The 20,752-nt window shown below is 59.7% G+C and carries 17 protein-coding genes; 8 read left to right on the top strand and 9 right to left on the bottom strand.

All coding sequences use genetic code 11. The annotated features are described in order from the left end of the window. Positions 1-2 precede the first annotated feature (2 nt). Together AB4O35_RS17805 and AB4O35_RS17800 are read left to right on the top strand one after the other, a co-directional pair. A complete protein-coding gene (locus tag AB4O35_RS17805) occupies positions 3-986 on the top strand; it encodes a glycosyl transferase family protein (RefSeq protein ID WP_371915026.1) in 984 nt (327 codons plus the stop codon). A gap of 88 nt (positions 987-1,074) precedes the next feature. After that, the gene (locus AB4O35_RS17800; RefSeq protein WP_065946314.1) at positions 1,075-2,070 is read left to right on the top strand and encodes a glutathione S-transferase family protein; all 996 of its coding nucleotides are present in this window, start codon (positions 1,075-1,077) and stop codon (positions 2,068-2,070) included. 104 nt (positions 2,071-2,174) lie between these two features. On the opposite strand, the gene cysG is transcribed toward AB4O35_RS17800, so the two are convergent. Genes cysG through AB4O35_RS17770 form a run of 6 tightly spaced genes read right to left on the bottom strand, consistent with a single transcriptional unit; the run spans position 2,175 to position 9,674 of the window. After that, positions 2,175-3,569, bottom strand: a complete 1,395-nt coding sequence (gene cysG / locus AB4O35_RS17795; protein ID WP_065881894.1) for a siroheme synthase CysG — start codon at positions 3,567-3,569, stop codon at positions 2,175-2,177. Further along, on the bottom strand, positions 3,570-4,850 hold the full coding sequence (gene serS, locus AB4O35_RS17790) for a serine--tRNA ligase (protein ID WP_460149157.1): 1,281 nt from the start codon (positions 4,848-4,850) through the stop codon (positions 3,570-3,572). 16 nt (positions 4,851-4,866) lie between these two features. Beyond that, on the bottom strand, positions 4,867-5,241 hold the full coding sequence (gene crcB, locus AB4O35_RS17785) for a fluoride efflux transporter CrcB (RefSeq protein ID WP_065872076.1): 375 nt from the start codon (positions 5,239-5,241) through the stop codon (positions 4,867-4,869). Then, on the bottom strand, positions 5,241-6,563 hold the full coding sequence (locus AB4O35_RS17780; protein ID WP_049712683.1) for a replication-associated recombination protein A: 1,323 nt from the start codon (positions 6,561-6,563) through the stop codon (positions 5,241-5,243). Before AB4O35_RS17780 ends, crcB begins: the two co-directional genes overlap by 1 nt. Positions 6,564-6,590: 27 nt before the next feature. Continuing rightward, positions 6,591-7,214, bottom strand: a complete 624-nt coding sequence (gene lolA, locus AB4O35_RS17775; RefSeq protein WP_016975527.1) for an outer membrane lipoprotein chaperone LolA — start codon at positions 7,212-7,214, stop codon at positions 6,591-6,593. Between the two features lie 54 nt (positions 7,215-7,268). Next, on the bottom strand, positions 7,269-9,674 hold the full coding sequence (locus AB4O35_RS17770; RefSeq protein WP_065946316.1) for a DNA translocase FtsK: 2,406 nt from the start codon (positions 9,672-9,674) through the stop codon (positions 7,269-7,271). A gap of 497 nt (positions 9,675-10,171) precedes the next feature. Here AB4O35_RS17770 and aat point away from each other — a divergent pair, with 497 nt between their 5' ends. From aat to infA, 3 genes are all read left to right on the top strand, one after another. Further along, on the top strand, positions 10,172-10,852 hold the full coding sequence (gene aat / locus AB4O35_RS17765) for a leucyl/phenylalanyl-tRNA--protein transferase (protein ID WP_065946317.1): 681 nt from the start codon (positions 10,172-10,174) through the stop codon (positions 10,850-10,852). 55 nt (positions 10,853-10,907) lie between these two features. Then, positions 10,908-11,615, top strand: coding sequence for an arginyltransferase (locus AB4O35_RS17760; RefSeq protein ID WP_065881890.1), 708 nt, complete (start codon positions 10,908-10,910; stop codon positions 11,613-11,615). Between the two features lie 100 nt (positions 11,616-11,715). Then, positions 11,716-11,934, top strand: coding sequence for a translation initiation factor IF-1 (infA, locus tag AB4O35_RS17755; protein ID WP_002553999.1), 219 nt, complete (start codon positions 11,716-11,718; stop codon positions 11,932-11,934). A 175-nt stretch (positions 11,935-12,109) separates the two neighbouring features. On the opposite strand, the gene clpA is transcribed toward infA, so the two are convergent. Together clpA and clpS are read right to left on the bottom strand one after the other, a co-directional pair. Further along, on the bottom strand, positions 12,110-14,380 hold the full coding sequence (clpA, locus tag AB4O35_RS17750) for an ATP-dependent Clp protease ATP-binding subunit ClpA (protein WP_049712679.1): 2,271 nt from the start codon (positions 14,378-14,380) through the stop codon (positions 12,110-12,112). Positions 14,381-14,409: 29 nt separating this feature from the next. Continuing rightward, positions 14,410-14,778 carry an ATP-dependent Clp protease adapter ClpS gene (gene clpS / locus AB4O35_RS17745; RefSeq protein ID WP_005789091.1) on the bottom strand — a complete coding sequence of 123 codons (369 nt, stop codon included), beginning with the start codon at positions 14,776-14,778 and terminating at the stop codon, positions 14,410-14,412. A 218-nt stretch (positions 14,779-14,996) separates the two neighbouring features. On the opposite strand from clpS, the gene cspD reads away from it, so the two are divergent. Further along, the gene (gene cspD, locus AB4O35_RS17740) at positions 14,997-15,263 is read left to right on the top strand and encodes a cold shock domain-containing protein CspD (protein WP_065872072.1); all 267 of its coding nucleotides are present in this window, start codon (positions 14,997-14,999) and stop codon (positions 15,261-15,263) included. A 77-nt stretch (positions 15,264-15,340) separates the two neighbouring features. Here cspD and icd read toward each other — a convergent pair whose 3' ends face one another. Then, positions 15,341-16,597: an NADP-dependent isocitrate dehydrogenase gene (icd, locus tag AB4O35_RS17735; protein WP_065890769.1), complete on the bottom strand. Its 1,257-nt coding sequence runs from the start codon at positions 16,595-16,597 to the stop codon at positions 15,341-15,343. A gap of 496 nt (positions 16,598-17,093) precedes the next feature. Between icd and AB4O35_RS17730 the strand changes: the two genes are divergently transcribed. Both AB4O35_RS17730 and AB4O35_RS17725 read left to right on the top strand, forming a co-directional pair. Continuing rightward, complete coding sequence (locus AB4O35_RS17730) at positions 17,094-19,319, top strand: NADP-dependent isocitrate dehydrogenase (RefSeq protein ID WP_065910998.1); 2,226 nt, start codon at positions 17,094-17,096, stop codon at positions 19,317-19,319. 172 nt (positions 19,320-19,491) lie between these two features. After that, the gene (locus AB4O35_RS17725) at positions 19,492-20,709 is read left to right on the top strand and encodes a serine hydrolase domain-containing protein (protein WP_065881888.1); all 1,218 of its coding nucleotides are present in this window, start codon (positions 19,492-19,494) and stop codon (positions 20,707-20,709) included. Positions 20,710-20,752: the final 43 nt, after the last annotated feature.

The following is a 20,752-nucleotide window of genomic DNA, read 5'->3' as shown; positions in this document are numbered from 1 at the left end:
CGCTGACCCTTGAAACCCCTGCCGAGCACCCGTTTGCGCCGTTCGTGCGCATCCTGGGCAAAGGCAAGCGCGGCGCGCGCAACCTCACCCGCGAGGAAGCCCGCGAAGCCATGGGCATGCTGCTCGACGAAAAAGTCGAAGACACCCAGCTCGGCGCCTTCTTGATGCTGTTGCGCCACAAGGAAGAAAGCCCGGAAGAACTCGCCGGCTTCACCGAAGCCGTGCGCGAACGCCTCAACGCCCCGGCGCTGAACGTGGATGTCGACTGGCCCACCTACGCCGGCAAGAAGCGTCACCTGCCGTGGTACCTGCTTGCCGCCAAGTGCCTGGCACAAAATGGCGTGCGCATCCTGATGCACGGCGGCGGCGCGCATACGGCGGGGCGGCTGTACACCGAGCAATTAGTGGAAGCGTTGCAGATTCCGCTGTGCCGTAACTGGCAGCAGGTGGAGACCGCCTATGAGCGAGGCAACCTGGCATTTATCCCACTGGGCGATTGGGCGCCGCAGTTGCAGCGCATGATCGACCTGCGCAACACCCTGGGCCTGCGCTCACCGATCCATTCCCTGGCGCGCCTGCTCAACCCGCTGAATGCGCGGCTTGGCCTGCAAAGCATTTTCCACCCCGGCTACCAGGGCGTGCACCGCGATGCCAGCGGCCTGCTCGGCGACAATGTGATTGTCGTGAAGGGCGATGGCGGCGAAATCGAGATCAACCCCGACTCGGCCAGCCATTTGTACGGCACCGCCGGTGGCGAAAGCTGGGACGAGGAATGGCCCGCCCTCTCCGCCCAACGCCACGTCAAACCTGCCACGTTGGAACCCGAACACCTGAAGGCCGTGTGGCGCGGGGGTGTCGAAGACAGCTACCCACAACTGGCCCTGATCGCCACCATGGCCCTGGCCTTGCGCGGCTTGGGTCACTCACGTGAACAGGCGTTCGTGGTGGCCCAGCAATACTGGGACGCGCGGGATAAATCGATTTAATCGATCATTCACCTGCAGTCTTTGCGCTTTTAAATCGAACTCAGCCCTTTAGACTGGCCTCCAACGCTTAATAGCAGAGGAGCCAGTCATGGGTTTGCTGATTGAAGGACGCTGGAAAGACCAGTGGTACGAAAGTAGCGCAGACGGCGCATTCCAACGGGAACAGGCGCAACGCCGCAACTGGGTGACCGCCGACGGTTCGCCAGGCCCGAGCGGCGAAGGCGGCTTCAAAGCCGAGGCCGGTCGCTACCACCTCTACGTGTCCCTCGCCTGCCCGTGGGCCCATCGCACCCTGATCCTGCGCAAGCTCAAGGGCCTCGAACGCTTGATCGACGTGTCCGTGGTCAGTTGGTTGATGCTGGAAAACGGCTGGACGTTCGACAAGGCCCACGGCTCGACCGGCGACGCGCTCGACGATTTCGCCTTCATGCACCAACGCTACACGGCCGACACCGCCGACTACAGCGGGCGCGTCACCGTGCCGGTGCTGTGGGACAAAAAGCTGAAGCGCATCGTGAGCAATGAATCGGCGGAAATCATCCGCATGTTCAACAGCGCGTTCAACGGGCTGACCGGCAACACCCTGGATTTTTACCCCGAAGCGCTGCTCCCTACCATTGACGCGCTGAACGAGCGCATTTATCCCACCGTGAACAACGGCGTGTACCGCGCAGGCTTTGCCACTTCGCAGCAGGCGTATGAAAGTGCGTTTGATGATGTGTTTGCCGAACTGGATCACCTGGAACAGCATCTAGGCGATCATCGCTACCTGGCCGGTGAGCCCCTGACCGAAGCCGATGTGCGCCTGTTCACCACGCTGATTCGCTTTGATGCGGTGTATTACAGCCACTTCAAATGCAATTTGCGGCGGATTGCGGACTACCCGAATCTGTCGAATTGGCTGAGGGAGATGTATCAGTGGCCAGGTGTGGCTGAGACGGTGGATTTTGAGCATATCAAGGGGCATTACTACGCCAGCCATCGCACGATCAATCCGACGGGGATTGTGCCGAAGGGGCCGTTGCAGGTGTTTGATGCGCAGCATGATCGGCTGCGTTTGAGCGGCAAAGGTGTCCGGAACTGATCCGAATTATGAGCTGGCTTTGAAGCACCATCGCGGGCAAGCCCGCTCCCACATTGGAATGCAATCCCCTGTGGGAGCGGGCTTGCCCGTGATGCTTTTAAGGCTTAAACCTGTGCCTGGGCGCCTTCAAACCACTTCAGCTTCTCACGCAACATCACCACTTCACCGACGATCACCAGTGTCGGCGCATGCACTTCATGCTCCGCCACCATGCGCGGCAAGTCGGCCAGCGTGCCAGTAAACACACGCTGGTTAGATGTGGTGCCCTGCTGGATCAATGCTGCCGGGGTATCCGCTGCCCGCCCATGCTTGATCAGCTGTTCGCAGATGATCGGCAAACCAATCAAGCCCATGTAGAACACCAGGGTTTGCGATGGCCCGACCAGATCCTGCCAAGGCAGGTCAGACGTCCCGTTCTTCAAATGCCCGGTGATAAATCGCACTGACTGCGCATAGTCGCGGTGGGTCAGCGGAATGCCCGCATACGCTGCGCAACCGCTGGCCGCCGTGATTCCCGGCACCACTTGGAACGGGATGCCGTGGGCTGCCAGTTCCTCAATCTCTTCACCACCTCGCCCAAAGATGAATGGATCGCCACCTTTGAGGCGCAGCACGCGTTTGCCTTGCTTGGCCAGGTCAACCAGTTGCTGGTTGATCTGATCTTGCGGCACAGCATGGTCGGCGCGACGCTTGCCGACGTACACGCGCTCGGCATCACGGCGGCACAGCTCGAGAATTGCCGGCGCTACCAGGCGGTCGTACAGCACCACGTCGGCTTGCTGCATCAGGCGCAGGGCGCGGAAGGTCAGCAGGTCAGGATCACCCGGTCCTGCGCCCACCAGGTAAACCTCACCCGGCGCATAAGGCGGCGCTCCGTTGACCTTTTCGATCAGTAAACGCTCGGCTTCAGCCCCCTGCCCGGCCAGCTGGCGATCGGCAATCGGGCCTTGAAACACCTCTTCCCAGAACGCGCGACGTTGCTGCACATCCGGGTACAAACCTTTGACCTGGGCACGAAAACGCGCCGCCAACCCGGCCAACTGACCGTAGGTGGAAGGAATCCAGGTTTCCAGCTTGGCGCGGATCAGGCGCGCCAGCACCGGCGCATCGCCGCCGCTGGACACCGCGATCACCAAAGGCGAACGGTCGACAATCGCCGGGAATATCACGCTGCACAAGGCCGGCGCATCCACCACATTGACCGGCACGCAACGACGCTTGGCATCGCTGGACACTTGCGCGTTCAGCGGCTCGTCGTCCGTTGCCGCGATGATCAGGGTGCAACCGTCGAGGTCGGCCTCCTGATAACCGCGCAACATCAGTTCCCCGCCACTGCCCTGCACCAGCTCACGCAACTGGTCTTCGATCTGGGGAGCAACCACCCGCAACACCGCACCGGCGTCGGCCAGCAGCCGGGATTTGCGCAAGGCAATCTCCCCACCACCGACGACCAACACACGACTGCCGCGCAGGTTATGAAACAGCGGCAGAAATTCCATTTAGCGGATGACCTCGACGCCAGCCATGTAAGGCTTGAGCACTTCAGGCACGCGGATCGAACCGTCAGCCTGTTGGTAGTTTTCCAGCACCGCCACCAGCGTACGGCCTACGGCCAGGCCCGAACCGTTGAGGGTGTGGACCAGCTCCGGCTTGCCGGTTTCCGGGTTACGGAAACGCGCTTGCATACGACGCGCCTGGAAATCACCGCAGTTGGAGCACGACGAAATCTCGCGGTATTTATCCTGGCTCGGCACCCACACTTCGAGGTCGTAGGTCTTCACGGCGCTGAAACCCATGTCGCCCGTGCACAGCGCCAGCACGCGATACGGCAGCTCCAGCAGTTGCAGGACGCGTTCGGCGTTGGCGGTCAGGCCTTCCAGGGCTTCCATGGACGTCGACGGCTCGACGACCTGCACCATCTCGACCTTGTCGAACTGGTGCTGGCGGATCATGCCGCGAGTGTCACGACCCGATGCACCGGCTTCGCTGCGGAAGCACGGGCTGTGAGCCACGAACTTCAACGGCAGTTGCTTGGCGTCGAGGATCTCGCCCGCCACGATGTTGGTCAGCGACACTTCGGCGGTCGGGATCAGGTACAGATCGGCGTCACCGTCGCGGCTGATCTTGAACAGCTCTTCCTCGAACTTCGGCAGCTGGCTGGTGCCCATCAGCGCCGGCGCCTGCACCAGGTAAGGGGTGTAGGCTTCTTCGTAACCATGCTCGGCGGTGTGCAGGTTGATCATGAACTGCGCCAGGGCACGGTGCATGCGCGCGATCGGGCCGCGCAGCAAGGCAAAGCGTGCGCCGGACATCTTGGCGGCAGTTTCAAAATCCAGGCCGCCGGTCAACTCGCCCAGGGCAACGTGGTCCTTGATCTCGAAATCAAAGGCTTTTGGCGTGCCCCAACGGCGCACTTCGACGTTGCCGTCTTCGTCTTCGCCAATCGGCACAGACTCATGCGGCACGTTAGGGATGCCCAGCAGGATCGAATCCAGCTCGGCCTGAATCTTGTCCAGCTCGACTTTGCCGTCGGACAGCTCGGTGCCCATGCGCTCGACATCCGCCATCAGCGGCGCGATCTCTTCGCCGCGCTGCTTGGCCTGACCGATGGATTTGGAACGCGCATTACGCTCAGCCTGCAGTGCTTCGGTGCGGGTCTGGACGGTCTTGCGCTGTTCTTCCAGCGCTTCGATGCGCGCGACATCCAAGGCAAAGCCACGGGATGCCAGGCGGTCCGCTACGTCCTGAAGGTTGCTACGTAACAGTTTGGAATCGAGCATGTCGGTCTCTCGTTTATCAAAGTTTGGTCAAGGACAGGCCAGCCCAGGTGGCGAGCAGCCCGCCGAACACGCTGATGCCCAGGTACCCGAAGGCGACCAGGGCCTGCCCGCTTTCCAGCAGGCGCAGCGTATCCAGTGAAAAGGATGAAAAGGTCGTCAGACCGCCTACAAAGCCGACAATCAAGCCAGCCCGAATTTCAATCGGTACTTCCGGGCGCAGCAGGAACCAGCCGTACAACAGCCCGATGATCAAACAGCCCACCAGGTTGACCGCCAGGGTCGCCGCATAAAAATGCTTCGGCCAGTTGGCGCTGACCCAGGTGCTAGTGGCGAAACGCAATAATGTACCAGCGATGCCGGCTGCGGACACGGCAAGAATCGTCTTGAGCACTACTTTCTCCGCTGTTTTGGGCTGAGTCGATCGAGTTGGGCGAGGTGATTGAGCTTTTCACCGATCTTCAGCTCCAGGCCACGGGGCACCGGCTGGTAGAACGGTTGTGGCTCAAGGTCGTCGGGGAAGTAATCTTCACCGGCAGCATAGGCGTCCGGTTCATCGTGGGCATAACGGTATTCATCGCCGTAACCCAGTTGTTTCATCAGCTTGGTCGGCGCGTTGCGCAGGTGCAGCGGCACTTCCAGGGAGCCGTGTTCAGCAGCGGCGCGCAGCGCGGACTTGAAGCCCATGTACACCGCGTTGCTTTTAGGTGCGCAGGCCAAATAGGTAATGGCCTGGGCCACTGCCAATTCGCCTTCCGGGCTGCCCAGGCGCTCCTGAACTTCCCACGCCGCCAGGCACAGGCTCAGCGCACGCGGGTCGGCGTTGCCGATGTCTTCGCTGGCCATGCGCACCACGCGGCGGGCAAGGTAAAGCGGGTCGCAGCCGCCGTCGATCATGCGCGCGAACCAGTACAGCGCGCCGTCCGGGTTGGAACCGCGTACGGATTTGTGCAGCGCCGATATCTGGTCGTAGAAGGCTTCGCCGCCCTTGTCGAAGCGCCGACGCGTATCGCCGAGCAGGCTTTGCAGGAGGTCGACGCCAATTTCATTGCCGTCTTCGGCGAGGTCCGAGGCGTTTTCCAGCAGGTTGAGAAAGCGGCGCCCGTCACCGTCGGCGGCGCTCATCAGTATCTTGAAGCCTTCATCGCTGAGACTCAGCTGGCGCTTGCCCAGGCCCTTGTCTTCGCTTAACGCACGCTGCAACAGCTTTCGCATCGCCGCCTCGTCCAGGCTTTTCAGCACATAGACGCGCGCCCGCGAGAGCAAGGCGTTGTTCAATTCAAAAGAAGGGTTCTCGGTGGTGGCACCGATAAAGATCAGCGTGCCGTCTTCCACATAGGGCAGGAACGCATCCTGCTGCGATTTGTTGAAGCGATGCACTTCATCGACAAACAGGATGGTGCGCTTGCCGTATTGCCCGGCCTGCTGCTTGGCGACTTCCACCGCCTGGCGGATCTCCTTGACCCCGGCGAGCACCGCCGAGACCGTTTCGAAGTGTGCATCCGAGACCTTCGCCAGCAGCCGCGCCAGGGTGGTTTTACCCACGCCCGGCGGCCCCCAGAAGATCATCGAATGCAGTGCGCCCTGCTCCAAGGCTTCGCGCAGGGGCTTGCCGCGCGCGAGCAGGTGTTCCTGACCGACGTACTCATCCAGATTGGTCGAGCGCAAGCGCGCGGCCAGGGGCTGGGCAATCGGGTCACTTCGAAACAGGTCCATGGGCAGCGTTTGAAACCTCTGGGGGATTTATTCCTGGATCACATCGGCACCCTTGGGGATGTCGAACTTGAACTTGGACGCCGGCACCGGCTGGTTGGCCTTGACCCCGGAGAACAGGATATCGGTGCGTTGGCCGACGCTGTCGACCAGGCGCATGTTATTGATCACGCCGTTGCCAAACGACAGGGACAGTGTGTCAAACAGGGTGTCCTTGGATTTCGGCTTGAGGGTGAACTCAATGACGTTGCTGGTTTGCTTGGACGTGATGTCGAAGCTGTCGTTGATTTTCGACACATCGCCCGACAGCAACAGCGCCGGGGTCTGGTTCAGGCGCGGGTCGAGCTTCTTGATGGTCGCCTGTTCCAGGTCCGGGTCCCACAGGGTGACCTTCTGGCCATCGGACACGATGGTCTGCTCAGCCTTGCCTTCCGTATGCCAGTAGAACAGGCCCGGGCGCTGCACAGCCATTTCGCCTGCAGTTTCCTGCAACTGGGTGCCGCCGGCATCCAGGGTCAGCTGGGAAAAGCGCGCAGTCAGCGTTTGGGATTTGTCCAACAGGTTCTTCAGGCTGGCGACGGAAGCCGGGTCAGCGTGAGCCGAAACAGCGGTCAGGGCCAGTGCCGGCAACAACAGCATGCGGATAAGACGCATGGGAGTCCTCATTGAGTAGTCAGGGCGCGCCGCGTGCTGCCACGCGGCACGGGGTCAGTCGCGCATCTGCCCGGGGGCAATGACTTCGCGCGAGCCGTTGGTGTTCATTGCGGTGACGACGCCGGCATTTTCCATGGATTCGATCATGCGGGCGGCGCGGTTGTAGCCAATCTTGAGTTTGCGTTGCACGGCAGAAATCGACGCGCGACGGCTTTCCAGCACGAAGGCCACGGCTTCGTCGTACAGCGCGTCGGTCTCGGCATCATCGTCGCCACTGCTGCCGCCGTCGAAGCCACTGCCGGCTTCTTCAACGCCTGCGAGGATGTCGTCGTTGTATTCCGGCGCGCCGCGCAGTTTCCAGGCTTCCACCACGCGGTGTACTTCATCGTCGGAAACAAACGCGCCGTGCACCCGGATCGGCAGGCTGGTGCCTGGCGGCATGTAGAGCATGTCACCGTGGCCCAGCAGTTGCTCGGCACCGCCCTGGTCGATGATGGTCCGCGAGTCGATCTTGCTCGACACCTGGAACGCCATGCGCGTCGGGATGTTGGCCTTGATCAGGCCGGTGATCACGTCCACCGACGGACGCTGGGTCGCGAGGATCAAGTGGATACCGGCCGCCCGAGCTTTCTGGGCGATACGTGCGATGAGTTCTTCGACCTTCTTGCCGACGATCATCATCATGTCGGCAAATTCGTCGACCACCACCACGATGGTCGGCAGCTTGGTCAGCAGCGGCGCTTCGTCGTGGATGCTTTCGCGCTTGTACAGCGGGTCGGCCAGCGGTGTGCCGGCGTCCTGGGCTTCCTTGACCTTGGCGTTGAAGCCCGACAGGTTACGTACGCCCATCTTCGCCATCAACTTGTAGCGGCGCTCCATCTCGGCAACGCTCCAACGCAGGGCGTTGGCGGCGTCCTTCATGTCGGTGACGACTGGACACAGCAGGTGCGGGATGCCTTCGTAGATCGACAATTCCAACATCTTCGGGTCGATCATGATCAGCTTGGCGTCATCCGGGCCGGACTTGAACAGGATCGACAGGATCATCGCGTTCACACCCACCGACTTACCGGAACCGGTGGTACCCGCGACCAGCAGGTGAGGCATTTTCGCCAGGTCAGTGATCACCGGCTTGCCGCCGATGTCGTGACCCAGGGCCAGGGTGACCGGCGATTTGAAGTTATCGTATTCCGGCGTCGACAGGACTTCGGAGAAGCGCACGATCTGGCGGTCTTCGTTGGGGATTTCGATACCCACGGTGGTTTTGCCGGGGATCACTTCCACCACGCGCACGCTGGTTACGGCCAGGGAACGCGCCAAGTCTTTCGCCAGGTTGGAAATACGGCTGACCTTGACGCCCGCAGCCGGCTGGATCTCGTAACGGGTAATCACCGGGCCGGGGTGGATCGAGTCCACCGTCACTTCGACGCCGAACTCCTTGAGCTTGATTTCCAGCAGGTGGCCGACGGCCGCCAGCGACTCTGGGGAATAATTGAGTTGTTTCTTTTCGGCCGGGTCGAGAATCGAGATCGGCGGCAAGGTACCTTCGACGGCGCTGTCGACGAACAACGGCGCCTGTTTCTCTTTTTGCACGCGAGCGCTGGGCTCGGGGGCCTTGGGCGGTGCCGGGGCAATCACTGGCGGCACCTGCTTCTCGCGGTCCGACATGTGCTTGCTCAGGGCTTGCTCGCGTTCGATCAGGCGTTCCTTGACCTTGGCCTGTTCGCGTCGGTCCGGCGTGCTTGGGGCCACCACCTCGTTGACGCGGGTGTCCACCTCACGCAGTTGGGTCACCATGCGTTTGCGGTCCACACGGGCCGACCACCAGCGATTGGCCGCGCCCTGGAACAGCTCCAGCAGGTCGAGGGTGATCTTGCCTGTCACGTCCATCACCTTGAACCACGACAGGTCGGTGAACACGGTGAGGCCGAACAGGAACAGCGCAATAAACATCAGGGTGCTGCCCTGGATATTCAGGCTCTTGCGCGCCAGGTCGCCGAGGCTTTCGCCCAGCGCGCCGCCCGCACCCGCTGGCAGGCCGGTGGGTGCATGAAAATGGATATGGGCCAGGGCCGCGCCGGACAGCACCAGGAACACCAGGCCGATCAGGCGCCACGAAAACAGCCAACCGCTCCACTGCCAGGGTTCGTGACGCTGGCGGAAGATCTGCCAGGTCTTTATCGCCAGCAGCAACGGGAAGATATACGCGAAGTAACCCAGCACCATAAACAGGATATCGGCGCTGTAGGAACCGGCGGGGCCGCCGAAGTTCTGCACGTCTTCGATCTTGCTGTTATGGCTCCAGCCAGGATCGTCCTTGCCATACGTGAGCAAGGCCATCATCAGGAACAGGCACAGCGCGCCGATAGCGATCAGCGCACCTTCCTTGAGGCGATAATGCAGGTGCTGGCGCCAGGCCGGCACGACTGCTGCTTTAGGTGTTGCGGCGGATTTCTTCAAAACGGGTCTTTTCCTGCGCCTTTAGCGCGTCCATCTGTTGAATGACTGCAAATACTGCCCAATCCGAGCAGCTGAAAAATGAACGAGTGTCGTTGAATCTACTTTTTACCATTGGGCGATTGCTGGATGAAATGAGGAAAGCGCCACAATGCCCGCATTGTACGGGTTTGTGACTGCGATGCCACGCCCTGGCCCTTCACCCGGCAGCCTAGCCAATCGCGTCTCACAACATGTTCAATTTGAGCATGCATTGTCTTTGCTGACAAAGGCTTATGAGCTGTTTTTATCAATCCAGGCCAGCTTGGCAAATGGCCTGCATCGAACCGACCCGATTACGACCGCGTCCCCGACACAGAGTTGCAGAAACACCTGCTCACGCTAATACGCCTGAAAGGCCGATTCGGGCTGGCCCGATGGCGCCAGGTCGACAATAATCAGCACTGCGCAAGCAGGTGTCACACCTGTCACTCCCCTCCCCTTCCGTAAGCCTGGATGCCATGCTGACCTGGTTACAACGCGATTCACTGACCTTCCCCCCGCTGGCCAAGGCCATGCGCGAGCCCAATGGCCTGCTCGCGGCCGGTGGCGACCTCTCGGCCGAACGGCTGGTGCAAGCCTACCGTCATGGCTGCTTCCCTTGGTTCTCGGAGGGCCAGCCGATCCTCTGGTGGTCGCCTGACCCACGCACCGTCATATTCCCCGACGAACTGCATGTGTCTCGCAGCCTGGGCAAACTGTTGCGCCAGCAGCGCTACAGTGTCACCTTCGACCAGGACTTCGCTGCGGTCATCCAGGCCTGCGCCGCACCGCGCGTCTATGCCGATGGCACCTGGATCACTGAAAGCATACAGAGCGCCTACCTGGAACTGCACCAGCGCGGCTACGCCCATTCGGTAGAGGTCTGGGACGACGGGGAACTGGTGGGCGGCCTGTATGGCCTGGCAATGGGCCAATTGTTTTTCGGCGAATCGATGTTCAGCCGCGCCGACAACGCTTCGAAATTCGGCTTCGCCACGTTGACCCGCCAATTGCAGGCCTGGGGTTTCGTGCTGATCGACTGCCAGATGCCCAACGACCACCTGCACAGCCTGGGTGCCCGCGCCCTATCCCGCAGCGACTTCGCAGGTTTCCTGCGCGACCATCTGGACCAGCCCAACGCCGGACCGTGGGTTTCTTAAGCGACTTGCGCACTCCTGGCTTACACTTATTTCAAAGCTTATCCGAGGGTTGATCATGACCGAGTTGGCGCGTTTGAAGTTTTATGCCACTCAACCCCACTCTTGCAGCTACCTGCCCGACGAGCAGGCCACCACACTGTTCCTCGACCCCAGCCAGCCGATGGACGTGCATGTGTATGCCGATCTCTCGGAAATGGGCTTTCGGCGCAGTGGCGATCATTTGTACCGGCCGCATTGCCAGAACTGTAATGCCTGCGTGCCGGCACGTATCCCTGTGGCGCAGTTTCTGCCGGACCGTAACCAGAAACGCATCCTCAAGCGCAACGCCGACCTGACGGTGATGCCTGCCAAGCCGCGCTTTACCGAAGAATACTTCGACCTGTACCAGCGTTATATCGAGCAACGCCACGCCGACGGCGATATGTTCCCGCCCAGTCGCGACCAGTTTTCCACGTTCCTGGTGCGCGACCTGCCCTTCTCACGCTTCTACGAGTTTCGTGCGGACGGCCGCCTGGTGGCCGTCGCCGTGACCGATTTGCTGCCAAACGGGCTTTCAGCGGTCTATACCTTTTATGAGCCTGCGGAAGAACGCCGTAGCCTGGGACGCTTCGCGATCCTCTGGCAAATTGGCGAAGCGCTGCGCCAGGAACTGGAGGCGGTGTACCTCGGCTACTGGATCAAGAACTGCAAAAAGATGAATTACAAGACCCAATATCGACCGATTGAACTGCTGATTAATCAAAGATGGGTCACACTTAACTAGAACCCCTTGGCTTAAACACCCTTTTTCGGGCACAATGCACGCCGCTTTTGCCTGGCGCAGTTGCACCGGGCCATTCACTGGATACCGAGGGCTTTACTGCATGTCGAAAGAAGACAGCTTCGAAATGGAAGGCACTGTCGTCGACACCCTGCCCAACACCATGTTTCGTGTGGAGTTGGAAAATGGGCACGTCGTAACCGCGCATATCTCCGGCAAGATGCGCAAGAACTACATTCGTATTCTTACCGGCGACAAAGTGCGCGTCGAGCTGACGCCCTATGACTTGAGCAAAGGGCGCATCACTTACCGCGCTCGCTAAGCAAGTCAATACAAAACGCCCGGTTATGCCGGGCGTTTTTGTGTGTGTGCGATTTAACAGATACTGGTTAAGCCAGCTCCCACATTTGGTCTTTATTGACCTGAAGACTGCATTGCACAATCAGAGACAGCAAAAAGGCGCCTTTCGGCGCCTTTTGCTTTGTTGCAGTCAGCTATCAGGCCATTTCAGCCGTGGTTTCGAAGTCAAAGGTCAGCTCGCCGTCCTTCAGATCGATGTGCACCACGCCACCATGGTCGGAAAGCTCGCCAAACAGGATCTCTTCGGCCAGCGGCCGCTTGATCTTGTCCTGGATCAGACGCGCCATCGGGCGTGCGCCCATTGCCGCATCGTAGCCGCCTTCGGCGATCCAGCTGCGCGCCGCTTCCGAAACCTCCAGTTGCACGCGCTTGTCTTCCAACTGCGCCTGGAGCTCGGTGAGGAACTTGTCCACCACACTTTTGATGACCTCATGGCTGAGGCGACCAAATTGGATAATGGTATCCAGGCGGTTGCGGAACTCAGGCGTAAAGCTCTTCTTGATCACTTCCATGGCATCAGAAGAGTGATCTTGATGACTGAAGCCAATCGAAGCGCGCGCGGCCGTTTCGGCACCGGCGTTGGTGGTCATGATCACGATCACGTTGCGGAAGTCCGCTTTGCGCCCGTTGTTGTCGGTCAGGGTCCCGTGGTCCATCACCTGCAACAGCAGGTTGAAGACTTCCGGGTGGGCCTTCTCGATTTCATCGAGCAGCAACACGCAATGCGGCTGCTTGGTGATCGCCTCGGTCAACAGGCCGCCCTGGTCGAAACCGACATAGCCAGGAGGCGCACCGATCAGGCGCGACACGGTGTGCCGCTCCATGTATTCGGACATGTCGAAGCGCACCAGCTCGATCCCCATGGCCTTGGCCAACTGCCGCGCCGCTTCGGTCTTGCCGACGCCGGTCGGGCCTGCGAACAGGAACGAACCGACAGGCTTGTCCGGCGACTTGAGGCCCGCACGCGACAGCTTGATCGCAGTGGACAGCGCGTCGATGGCCGCGTCCTGGCCAAATACGGTGAGCTTGAGGTCGCGCTCCAGGTTACGCAGCAGTTCCTTATCAGAACTGTTGACGTGTTTAGGTGGAATCCGCGCAATCTTCGCCACGATATCCTCGACTTGAGGCACGTCAATGCGTTTTACGCGTTTCTCGACCGGCTGCAGGCGCTGGTAAGCACCCGCCTCGTCAATCACATCGATGGCCTTGTCAGGCATGTGCCGGTCATTGATGTAGCGCGACGCCAGCTCAGCCGCCGCACGTAAGGCTTCATCGGTGTACTCGATACCGTGGTGCGCTTCGAAGCGCCCCTTGAGCCCGCGCAGGATGCCGATGGTGTCTTCCACTGAAGGCTCGGACACATCGACTTTCTGGAAGCGACGCGCCAAGGCACGGTCTTTCTCGAAGATGCCGCGAAATTCCTGGAACGTGGTCGAGCCGATGCAACGGATATCACCCGAGGACAACAACGGCTTGAGCAGGTTGGAGGCGTCCATCACCCCACCGGAGGCCGCACCGGCACCAATGATCGTGTGGATCTCGTCGATGAACAGGATGGCCTGCGGGCGTTTTTTCAGCTCGCCGAGCAACGCCTTGAAGCGCTTCTCGAAATCGCCCCGGTACTTGGTCCCGGCGAGCAAAGCGCCGAGATCAAGGGAGTAGACGACGCTGTTGGCCAGCAGGTCCGGCACCTGGTTATCCACGATGCGCTTGGCCAGGCCTTCGGCGATCGCGGTTTTACCCACGCCCGCCTCCCCTACCAGCAACGGGTTGTTCTTGCGACGACGCGCAAGGATCTGCGCGACGCGCTCAACTTCAAGCTCACGCCCCACCAGCGGATCGATCCGCCCCTGGCGCGCCAGTTCATTGAGGTTGCTGGCATAGGCATCCAGTGGATTGCCCGAAGAAGAAGACTCACCCCCCTCGTCGTCCTGCATCTCCTGCTCACCCTCGGAATGATCGCCGTGCCCAGGCACCTTGGAGATACCGTGGGCGATGTAGTTGACGACATCGATACGGGCAACGCTCTGCTGTTTCAGCAGGAACACTGCCTGGCTTTCCTGCTCGCTGAAAATGGCCACAAGCACATTGGCGCCCGTGACTTCACGCTTACCGGAGCTCTGCACGTGGAAAACAGCACGCTGAAGCACCCGCTGGAAGCCCAGGGTTGGCTGGGTTTCACGGTCTTCATCGTGGACGGGAATAAGTGGCGTCGTGGAGTCGATAAACTCCTGCAGGTCATGCTTGAGTTTGTCGAGGTTAGCGCCGCACGCACGCAGAACGGTGGCGGCAGCTTCGTTATCCAAAAGTGCCAGCAGCAGGTGCTCGACGGTCATGAATTCATGACGCTTCGAACGGGCCTCCTTGAAGGCAAGATTGAGGGTGACTTCGAGCTCGCGGTTTAACATAGCTTCACCTCATACCCAAGTGGTCGGCGTTAACCGTCCTTCTCGATTTCACAGAGTAGCGGATGCTGGCTTTCCCTGGCGTACTGGTTGACCTGCATGGCCTTTGTCTCGGCGATGTCGCGGGTAAACACTCCACATACTGCCCGTCCTTCTGTGTGAACGGCCAGCATTACCTTGGTCGCCAACTCGCGGTTCAGGTTAAAAAACACCTCGAGCACTTCGACGACGAAATCCATCGGTGTGTAGTCATCATTGAACAAAACCACCTTGTACATCGGCGGCGCCTGTAAAGCAGGCTTGGCCTCTTGAACAGCAATGCCTGCAGAACCGTCGTCATCATGTTCCTGATCCGGTCGATCCTGATTGAATGTTAGTCGAATCTGGCTGTTTGCATGCATGGAAAGAAAGGTTCGTCAGTGGTTCAAATACAGTGGTGGGGGCGACCTGTCAGAATTTCAACTCTGACCAACGGGTCGCCTTGACTATCGGCAAATCGGTGTTACAACCAATAGAACCCACAGTGGGTAAAAAAGGTCCGCGCAGTCAACCTTATTTATTCGGGTTAGGACGGATAAACTGGATGATACTCCAGTGATGGAGTCTGGTGCAGAGGGATATGGGTATGGCAACTGGTAAGGTCAAGTGGTTCAACAATGCCAAGGGGTTCGGCTTCATCATTGAAGAAGGCAAGGATGAAGACCTTTTTGCGCATTACTCAGCGATCGACATGGAAGGATACAAAACCCTGAAAGCGGGCCAGGGCGTCGATTTTGAGATTATTCAAGGCCCCAAAGGCAAGCACGCTGTGAAAATCAAAGCATCAATCTGCATCGGCACCGTTAAAACAGAACCAGCTCAAAAACCAAAAACGCAACTGGCCTGATCAGCCACTGAGCAAACTTCCATAAAAAAGCCAGCCACTCCGATTCACGAGGGTGGCTGGCTTTTTGTGTTTCTGTCTTACATATGCGAAATCAACGCATCGCCGAAGGCCGACGAAGACAGCAACTTGGCGCCCTCCATCAAGCGATGGAAGTCATAAGTCACGGTCTTGGCCGAAATCGCACCGTTGGTGCCCTTGATGATCAAATCCGCCGCCTCGGTCCAGCCCATGTGGCGCAACATCATCTCTGCCGACAGAATCAACGAACCTGGGTTGACCTGGTCCTTGCCTGCATATTTAGGCGCAGTACCATGGGTTGCCTCGAACATCGCCACAGTGTCGGACAAGTTGGCCCCCGGCGCGATACCGATACCGCCCACTTCCGCGGCCAGGGCATCAGACAGGTAGTCACCGTTCAGGTTGAGGGTGGCGATCACGTCATACTCAGCCGGACGAAGCAGGATTTGCTGGAGCATCGCGTCGGCAATCGCATCCTTGACCACTACATTCTTGCCGGTCTTCGGGCTCTTGAACTGCATCCACGGCCCACCATCGAGCAGCGTCGCGCCGAACTCTTCCGCCGCCACTTCGTAGGCCCACTCCTTGAAGGCCCCTTCGGTGAACTTCATGATGTTGCCTTTGTGCACGATAGTCAGCGAATCGCGGTCATTATCCACCACATATTGCAGGGCCTTGCGCGCCAGGCGCTTGGTGCCCTCCAGCGACACCGGCTTGATGCCAATCCCGCAATCCTGGTCGAAACGGATCTTGGTCACACCCATTTCTTCCTTCAGGAACTTGATCACCTTGATCGCTTCGGGCGAACCGGCCTTCCATTCGATCCCGGCGTAAATGTCTTCGGAGTTTTCACGGAAGATGGTCATGTCCACATCGCCTGGCTTCTTGACCGGGCTGGGCACGCCTTCGAACCAGCGCACCGGGCGCAGGCACACGTAAAGGTCGAGCTGCTGACGCAGGGCCACGTTCAGCGAACGGATGCCGCCACCCACCGGCGTGGTCAGCGGCCCCTTGATGGACACCACGTAATCCTTGACCGCATCCAGGGTTTCCTGGGGTAGCCAGGTATCCTGATCGTAGACCTGGGTCGCCTTCTCACCGGCGTAAACCTCCATCCACGAGATCTTGCGCTTGCCGCCGTAAGCCTTTTCAACAGCTGCGTCGACCACCTTGATCATCACCGGGCTGATGTCGACGCCGATACCGTCACCCTCGATGTAAGGGATGATCGGTTGGTCAGGAACATTGAGAGAATGGTCTGCATTGACGGTGATTTTGTCGCCGACTGCCGGAACCTGAATCTTCTTGTATCCCATGCTGAACTCCATCTATGGATTGAACATCTGGCTGCGTTCGAGCCTACTCCAGATAAATGGCGACTGAAACCTCGCGCCATGCTCATTTGTCCCGAAAACAGCATAAATTGTCGCCTACAAGCCTGAAAGCAAAGGGAAAAGCGCCAATCTTGAGCACATCGTGCGACTTTAGGCGTAACCCGACACCTGCGACCTTTAGACCAATGGACGACACACCTTTTGTATGAAGGCTCGGCGTAAGCATAGCGACCTATGTATAATGCCGCCGCTGACCAAAGAGTCACGATAGCCGACCGCTCTAGAACAGATGCCCTCGGCTCGCAAAGCAGGACTATTACAATAGTCCACCCGCTTGACGCTCGACTGATGCAACCCAACATCACCGCGAAGAAACCTCGACATTTCGCTCATGGATGACTTTGAACGAACGCGCTCCACCCGGCGCATCTCGAAGTTTCTGCGCACGCTTTCAGCAAAGAAGAGAGTTAATCCGAATATGCCCACCCGCTCGAAGATCATCTATACCTTCACCGACGAAGCCCCGGCACTCGCCACCTATTCACTGCTGCCTATCGTAGAGGCCTTCACCGCTTCCGCTGATATTGCCGTGGAAACCCGCGACATCTCCCTCGCCGCGCGTATCCTCGCAAGCTTCCCCGAGCAACTGGGCGCAAAGGCTATCCCGGACCACCTCGCCGAACTGGGCGACCTGGCCGTTACGCCTGAAGCCAACATCATCAAGCTGCCTAACATCAGCGCCTCGACCCCGCAGCTGCAAGCCGCGATCAAGGAACTGCAAGCCCAGGGCTACGCCCTGCCGGACTACCCGGAAACCGTAACTACCGACGCGGAAAAAGAAACCCGCGCACGTTACGACAAGGTCAAGGGCAGCGCCGTGAACCCGGTACTGCGCGAAGGCAACTCCGACCGCCGCGCACCGCTGTCGGTCAAGAACTATGCACGCAAGCACCCGCACAAAATGGGCGCCTGGGCTGCCGACTCCAAGTCGCACATTGCGCACATGAACAGTGGCGACTTCTACGGCAGCGAAAAAGCCGTACAGATCGAAGGCGCTGATGCCGTCAAGATCGAGCTGATCGCTCAAGACGGCACTGCGACCGTCCTGAAGGAAAAAACCTCGGTACAGGCTGGCGAAATCATCGACACCGCCGTACTGAGCAAAAAAGCCCTGCGTTCGTTCATCGCCGCTGAAATCGAGGACGCCAAGAAACAAGGCGTGCTGCTGTCGGTTCACCTGAAAGCCACCATGATGAAGGTCTCCGACCCGATCATGTTCGGCCAGATCGTTGCCGAGTTCTATAAAGACGCCCTGGCCAAGCACGCGACCGTGCTGGAGCAGATCGGCTTCAACCTGAACAACGGCATCGGCGACCTGTACGCACGCATCAAGGCCCTGCCGGCTGACCAGCAAGCGCAGATCGAAGCTGACATCCAGACGGTCTACGCCGCTCGCCCTGCCCTGGCGATGGTCAACTCCGACAAAGGCATCACCAACCTGCACGTGCCGAGCGACGTCATCGTCGACGCCTCGATGCCTGCCATGATCCGTGACTCCGGCAAAATGTGGGGCACCGACGGCCAGCTGCACGACACCAAGGCTGTGATTCCGGATCGCTGCTACGCCACCATTTACCAAGCCGTCATCGAAGACTGCAAGGCCAATGGCGCGTTCGACCCAACCACCATGGGCAGCGTGCCAAACGTTGGCCTGATGGCCAAGAAAGCCGAAGAGTACGGCTCCCACGACAAGACGTTCCAGATCAAGGCTGACGGCGTAGTCCGCGTCACCGACAGCAAGGGCAGCCTGCTGATGGAACAGAAAGTCGAAGCCGGCGACATCTTCCGCATGTGCCAGACCAAAGACGCGCCGATCCAGGACTGGGTCAAACTGGCCGTCAACCGTGCCCGCGCCAGCAACACCCCGGCCATTTTCTGGCTGGACCCACAGCGTGCACACGATGGTGTCGTGGTCGAGAAAGTTCAGGCTTACCTGAAAGACCACAACACCGAAGGCCTGGACATCCGCATCATGTCGCCCGTCGACGCGATGAAGTTCACCCTGGAGCGCACCCGCAAGGGCCTGGACACCATCTCGGTGACGGGTAACGTGCTGCGTGACTACCTGACCGACCTGTTCCCGATCATGGAACTGGGCACCAGCGCCAAGATGCTGTCCATCGTGCCGCTGATGAACGGCGGTGGCCTGTTCGAAACCGGCGCTGGCGGTTCGGCTCCGAAACACGTGCAGCAACTGGTCGAAGAGAACTTCCTGCGTTGGGACTCCCTGGGCGAGTTCCTGGCCCTGGCCGCCTCCCTTGAGCATTTGGGTGTGACGTACAACAACCCGAAAGCCCTGGTACTGTCCAAGACCCTGGACCAGGCCACCGGCCAGTTCCTCGACAACAACAAGTCGCCATCGCGCAAAGTCGGCAACATCGACAACCGCGGCAGCCACTTCTACCTGGCGCTGTACTGGGCTCAAGCCCTGGCCGCTCAGACCGAAGACACTGCACTGCAAGCGCAGTTTGGCGAATTGGCAAAAACCCTGACCGCGAACGAAGCAACCATCGTTGCCGAACTCAACGCCGTACAGGGCAAGCCAGTGGACATCGGCGGCTACTACGCGCCGAGCCCAGAGCTGACCAGCAAGGCCATGCGTCCGAGCAACACGCTCAATGCGGCGATTGCTGCGCTGGTGTGATGCTTCACGGTGTCGCTGATGTGACGATTGCGGGCTGATCTTCACACAGCAGGAAAATCCGGAACCCGAAAGGGTCCCGGATTTTTTTTGCGTTTTTTTTGGAGAATGGGCGCAGGACTTGCTTTGGGTTTTGGCTCAAGCCATTCAGAAAACCATACATAGGGAAGTTTCCATGCAAAGAGCTCACTTCCAAGCGCTGGCCTGGGCTTCAGCGATCGCACTGCTGACCGCCTGCGCAACCCATTCGCCGCCCTATCCCCACGCACAGGAGCCGATTGGCGACGTGCAGACGATGTACGACGGCAAACTAAGCCCCGACGCAGCTGTCAGCACCTTTCGCAACATCGACCGCTTATTCCCGGTGCGCACCATTCCAGCCGGCGGCCACCCGCTTCCACTGCCGCGCAGCAGCCAACCACTGGGCCCGGTCACATTCGACTACGAAGGCAAACGCTACAGCCTCGATGACTATGTCACCCTGAACCGGGTAACAGGCCTGCTAGTGATCAAGGACGGTCAAGTCGTTACTGAACGCTACGAAAAAGGCAACACACCGGCTACCCGCTGGATGTCGATGTCAGTGGCCAAATCGATTACCTCGACCCTCGTCGGCGCTGCACTGCAGGATGGCTCGATCAAAAGCCTTGATGACAAAGTGACCCGCTACCTGCCCGCACTGGCTGGCAGCGGTTATGACCAGGCCACGGTACGTCAGGTCCTGGCGATGCGCTCCGGGGTCAAATGGAGCGAAAAGTATGCTGACCCCACATCAGACCGCCGCATGATGCTCAAGCTGCAAACCGAGCAAGTACCCGGCTCCGCGCTCAAATTCATGGCCAGCCTGCCCAGCGCCGCGCCTCCTGGGACCCGAACCAACTACAGCACCGGCGAAACCCAAGTCTTGGGACAACTGGTCAGCGCCGCAGTGGGCAAGCCGCTGGCGCAGTACCTGAGTGAGAAGATCTGGGCGCCGTACGGCATGCAAACCGACGCCAACTGGTGGCTCGATGGCCCTAACGGCAATGAAGTGGGCGGTAGCGGCATCAGCGCAACGCTGGAAGATTACGGGCGGTTCGGACAATTCGTACTCAGCGGCGGCAAGGCCGGCGACAAGCAAGTGTTGCCCAAGGACTGGATGAGCTTTGCCAGCGCCACCACCGGCACCGACCCCGCGTACGGTGATTTTGCCTCCATGTGGTGGCCCGCATGGACCGACGCCTCCAAGGCCGACAAAGCCTTCACGGCTGCAGGCATTTTCGGCCAGTTCATCTACATCAACCCTAGCAAAAAAGTGGTGATCGTCGTGTGGCAAGCGCAAACCAAAGCCACCGGCGGTGAAGTCATTGACGACATGGTCGCCTTCGACGCCATCACCAAGGCCGCGAAGTAAACGACAGGGGCGCTCGGCGGGCGCCCCTGTATGATGCGCGTTT

Source organism: Pseudomonas sp. H1_A03 (genome assembly GCF_054685145.1).
The sequence above is the reverse complement of the archived record's forward strand: the minus strand, read 5'-3'. Positions and strand labels throughout refer to the sequence as shown.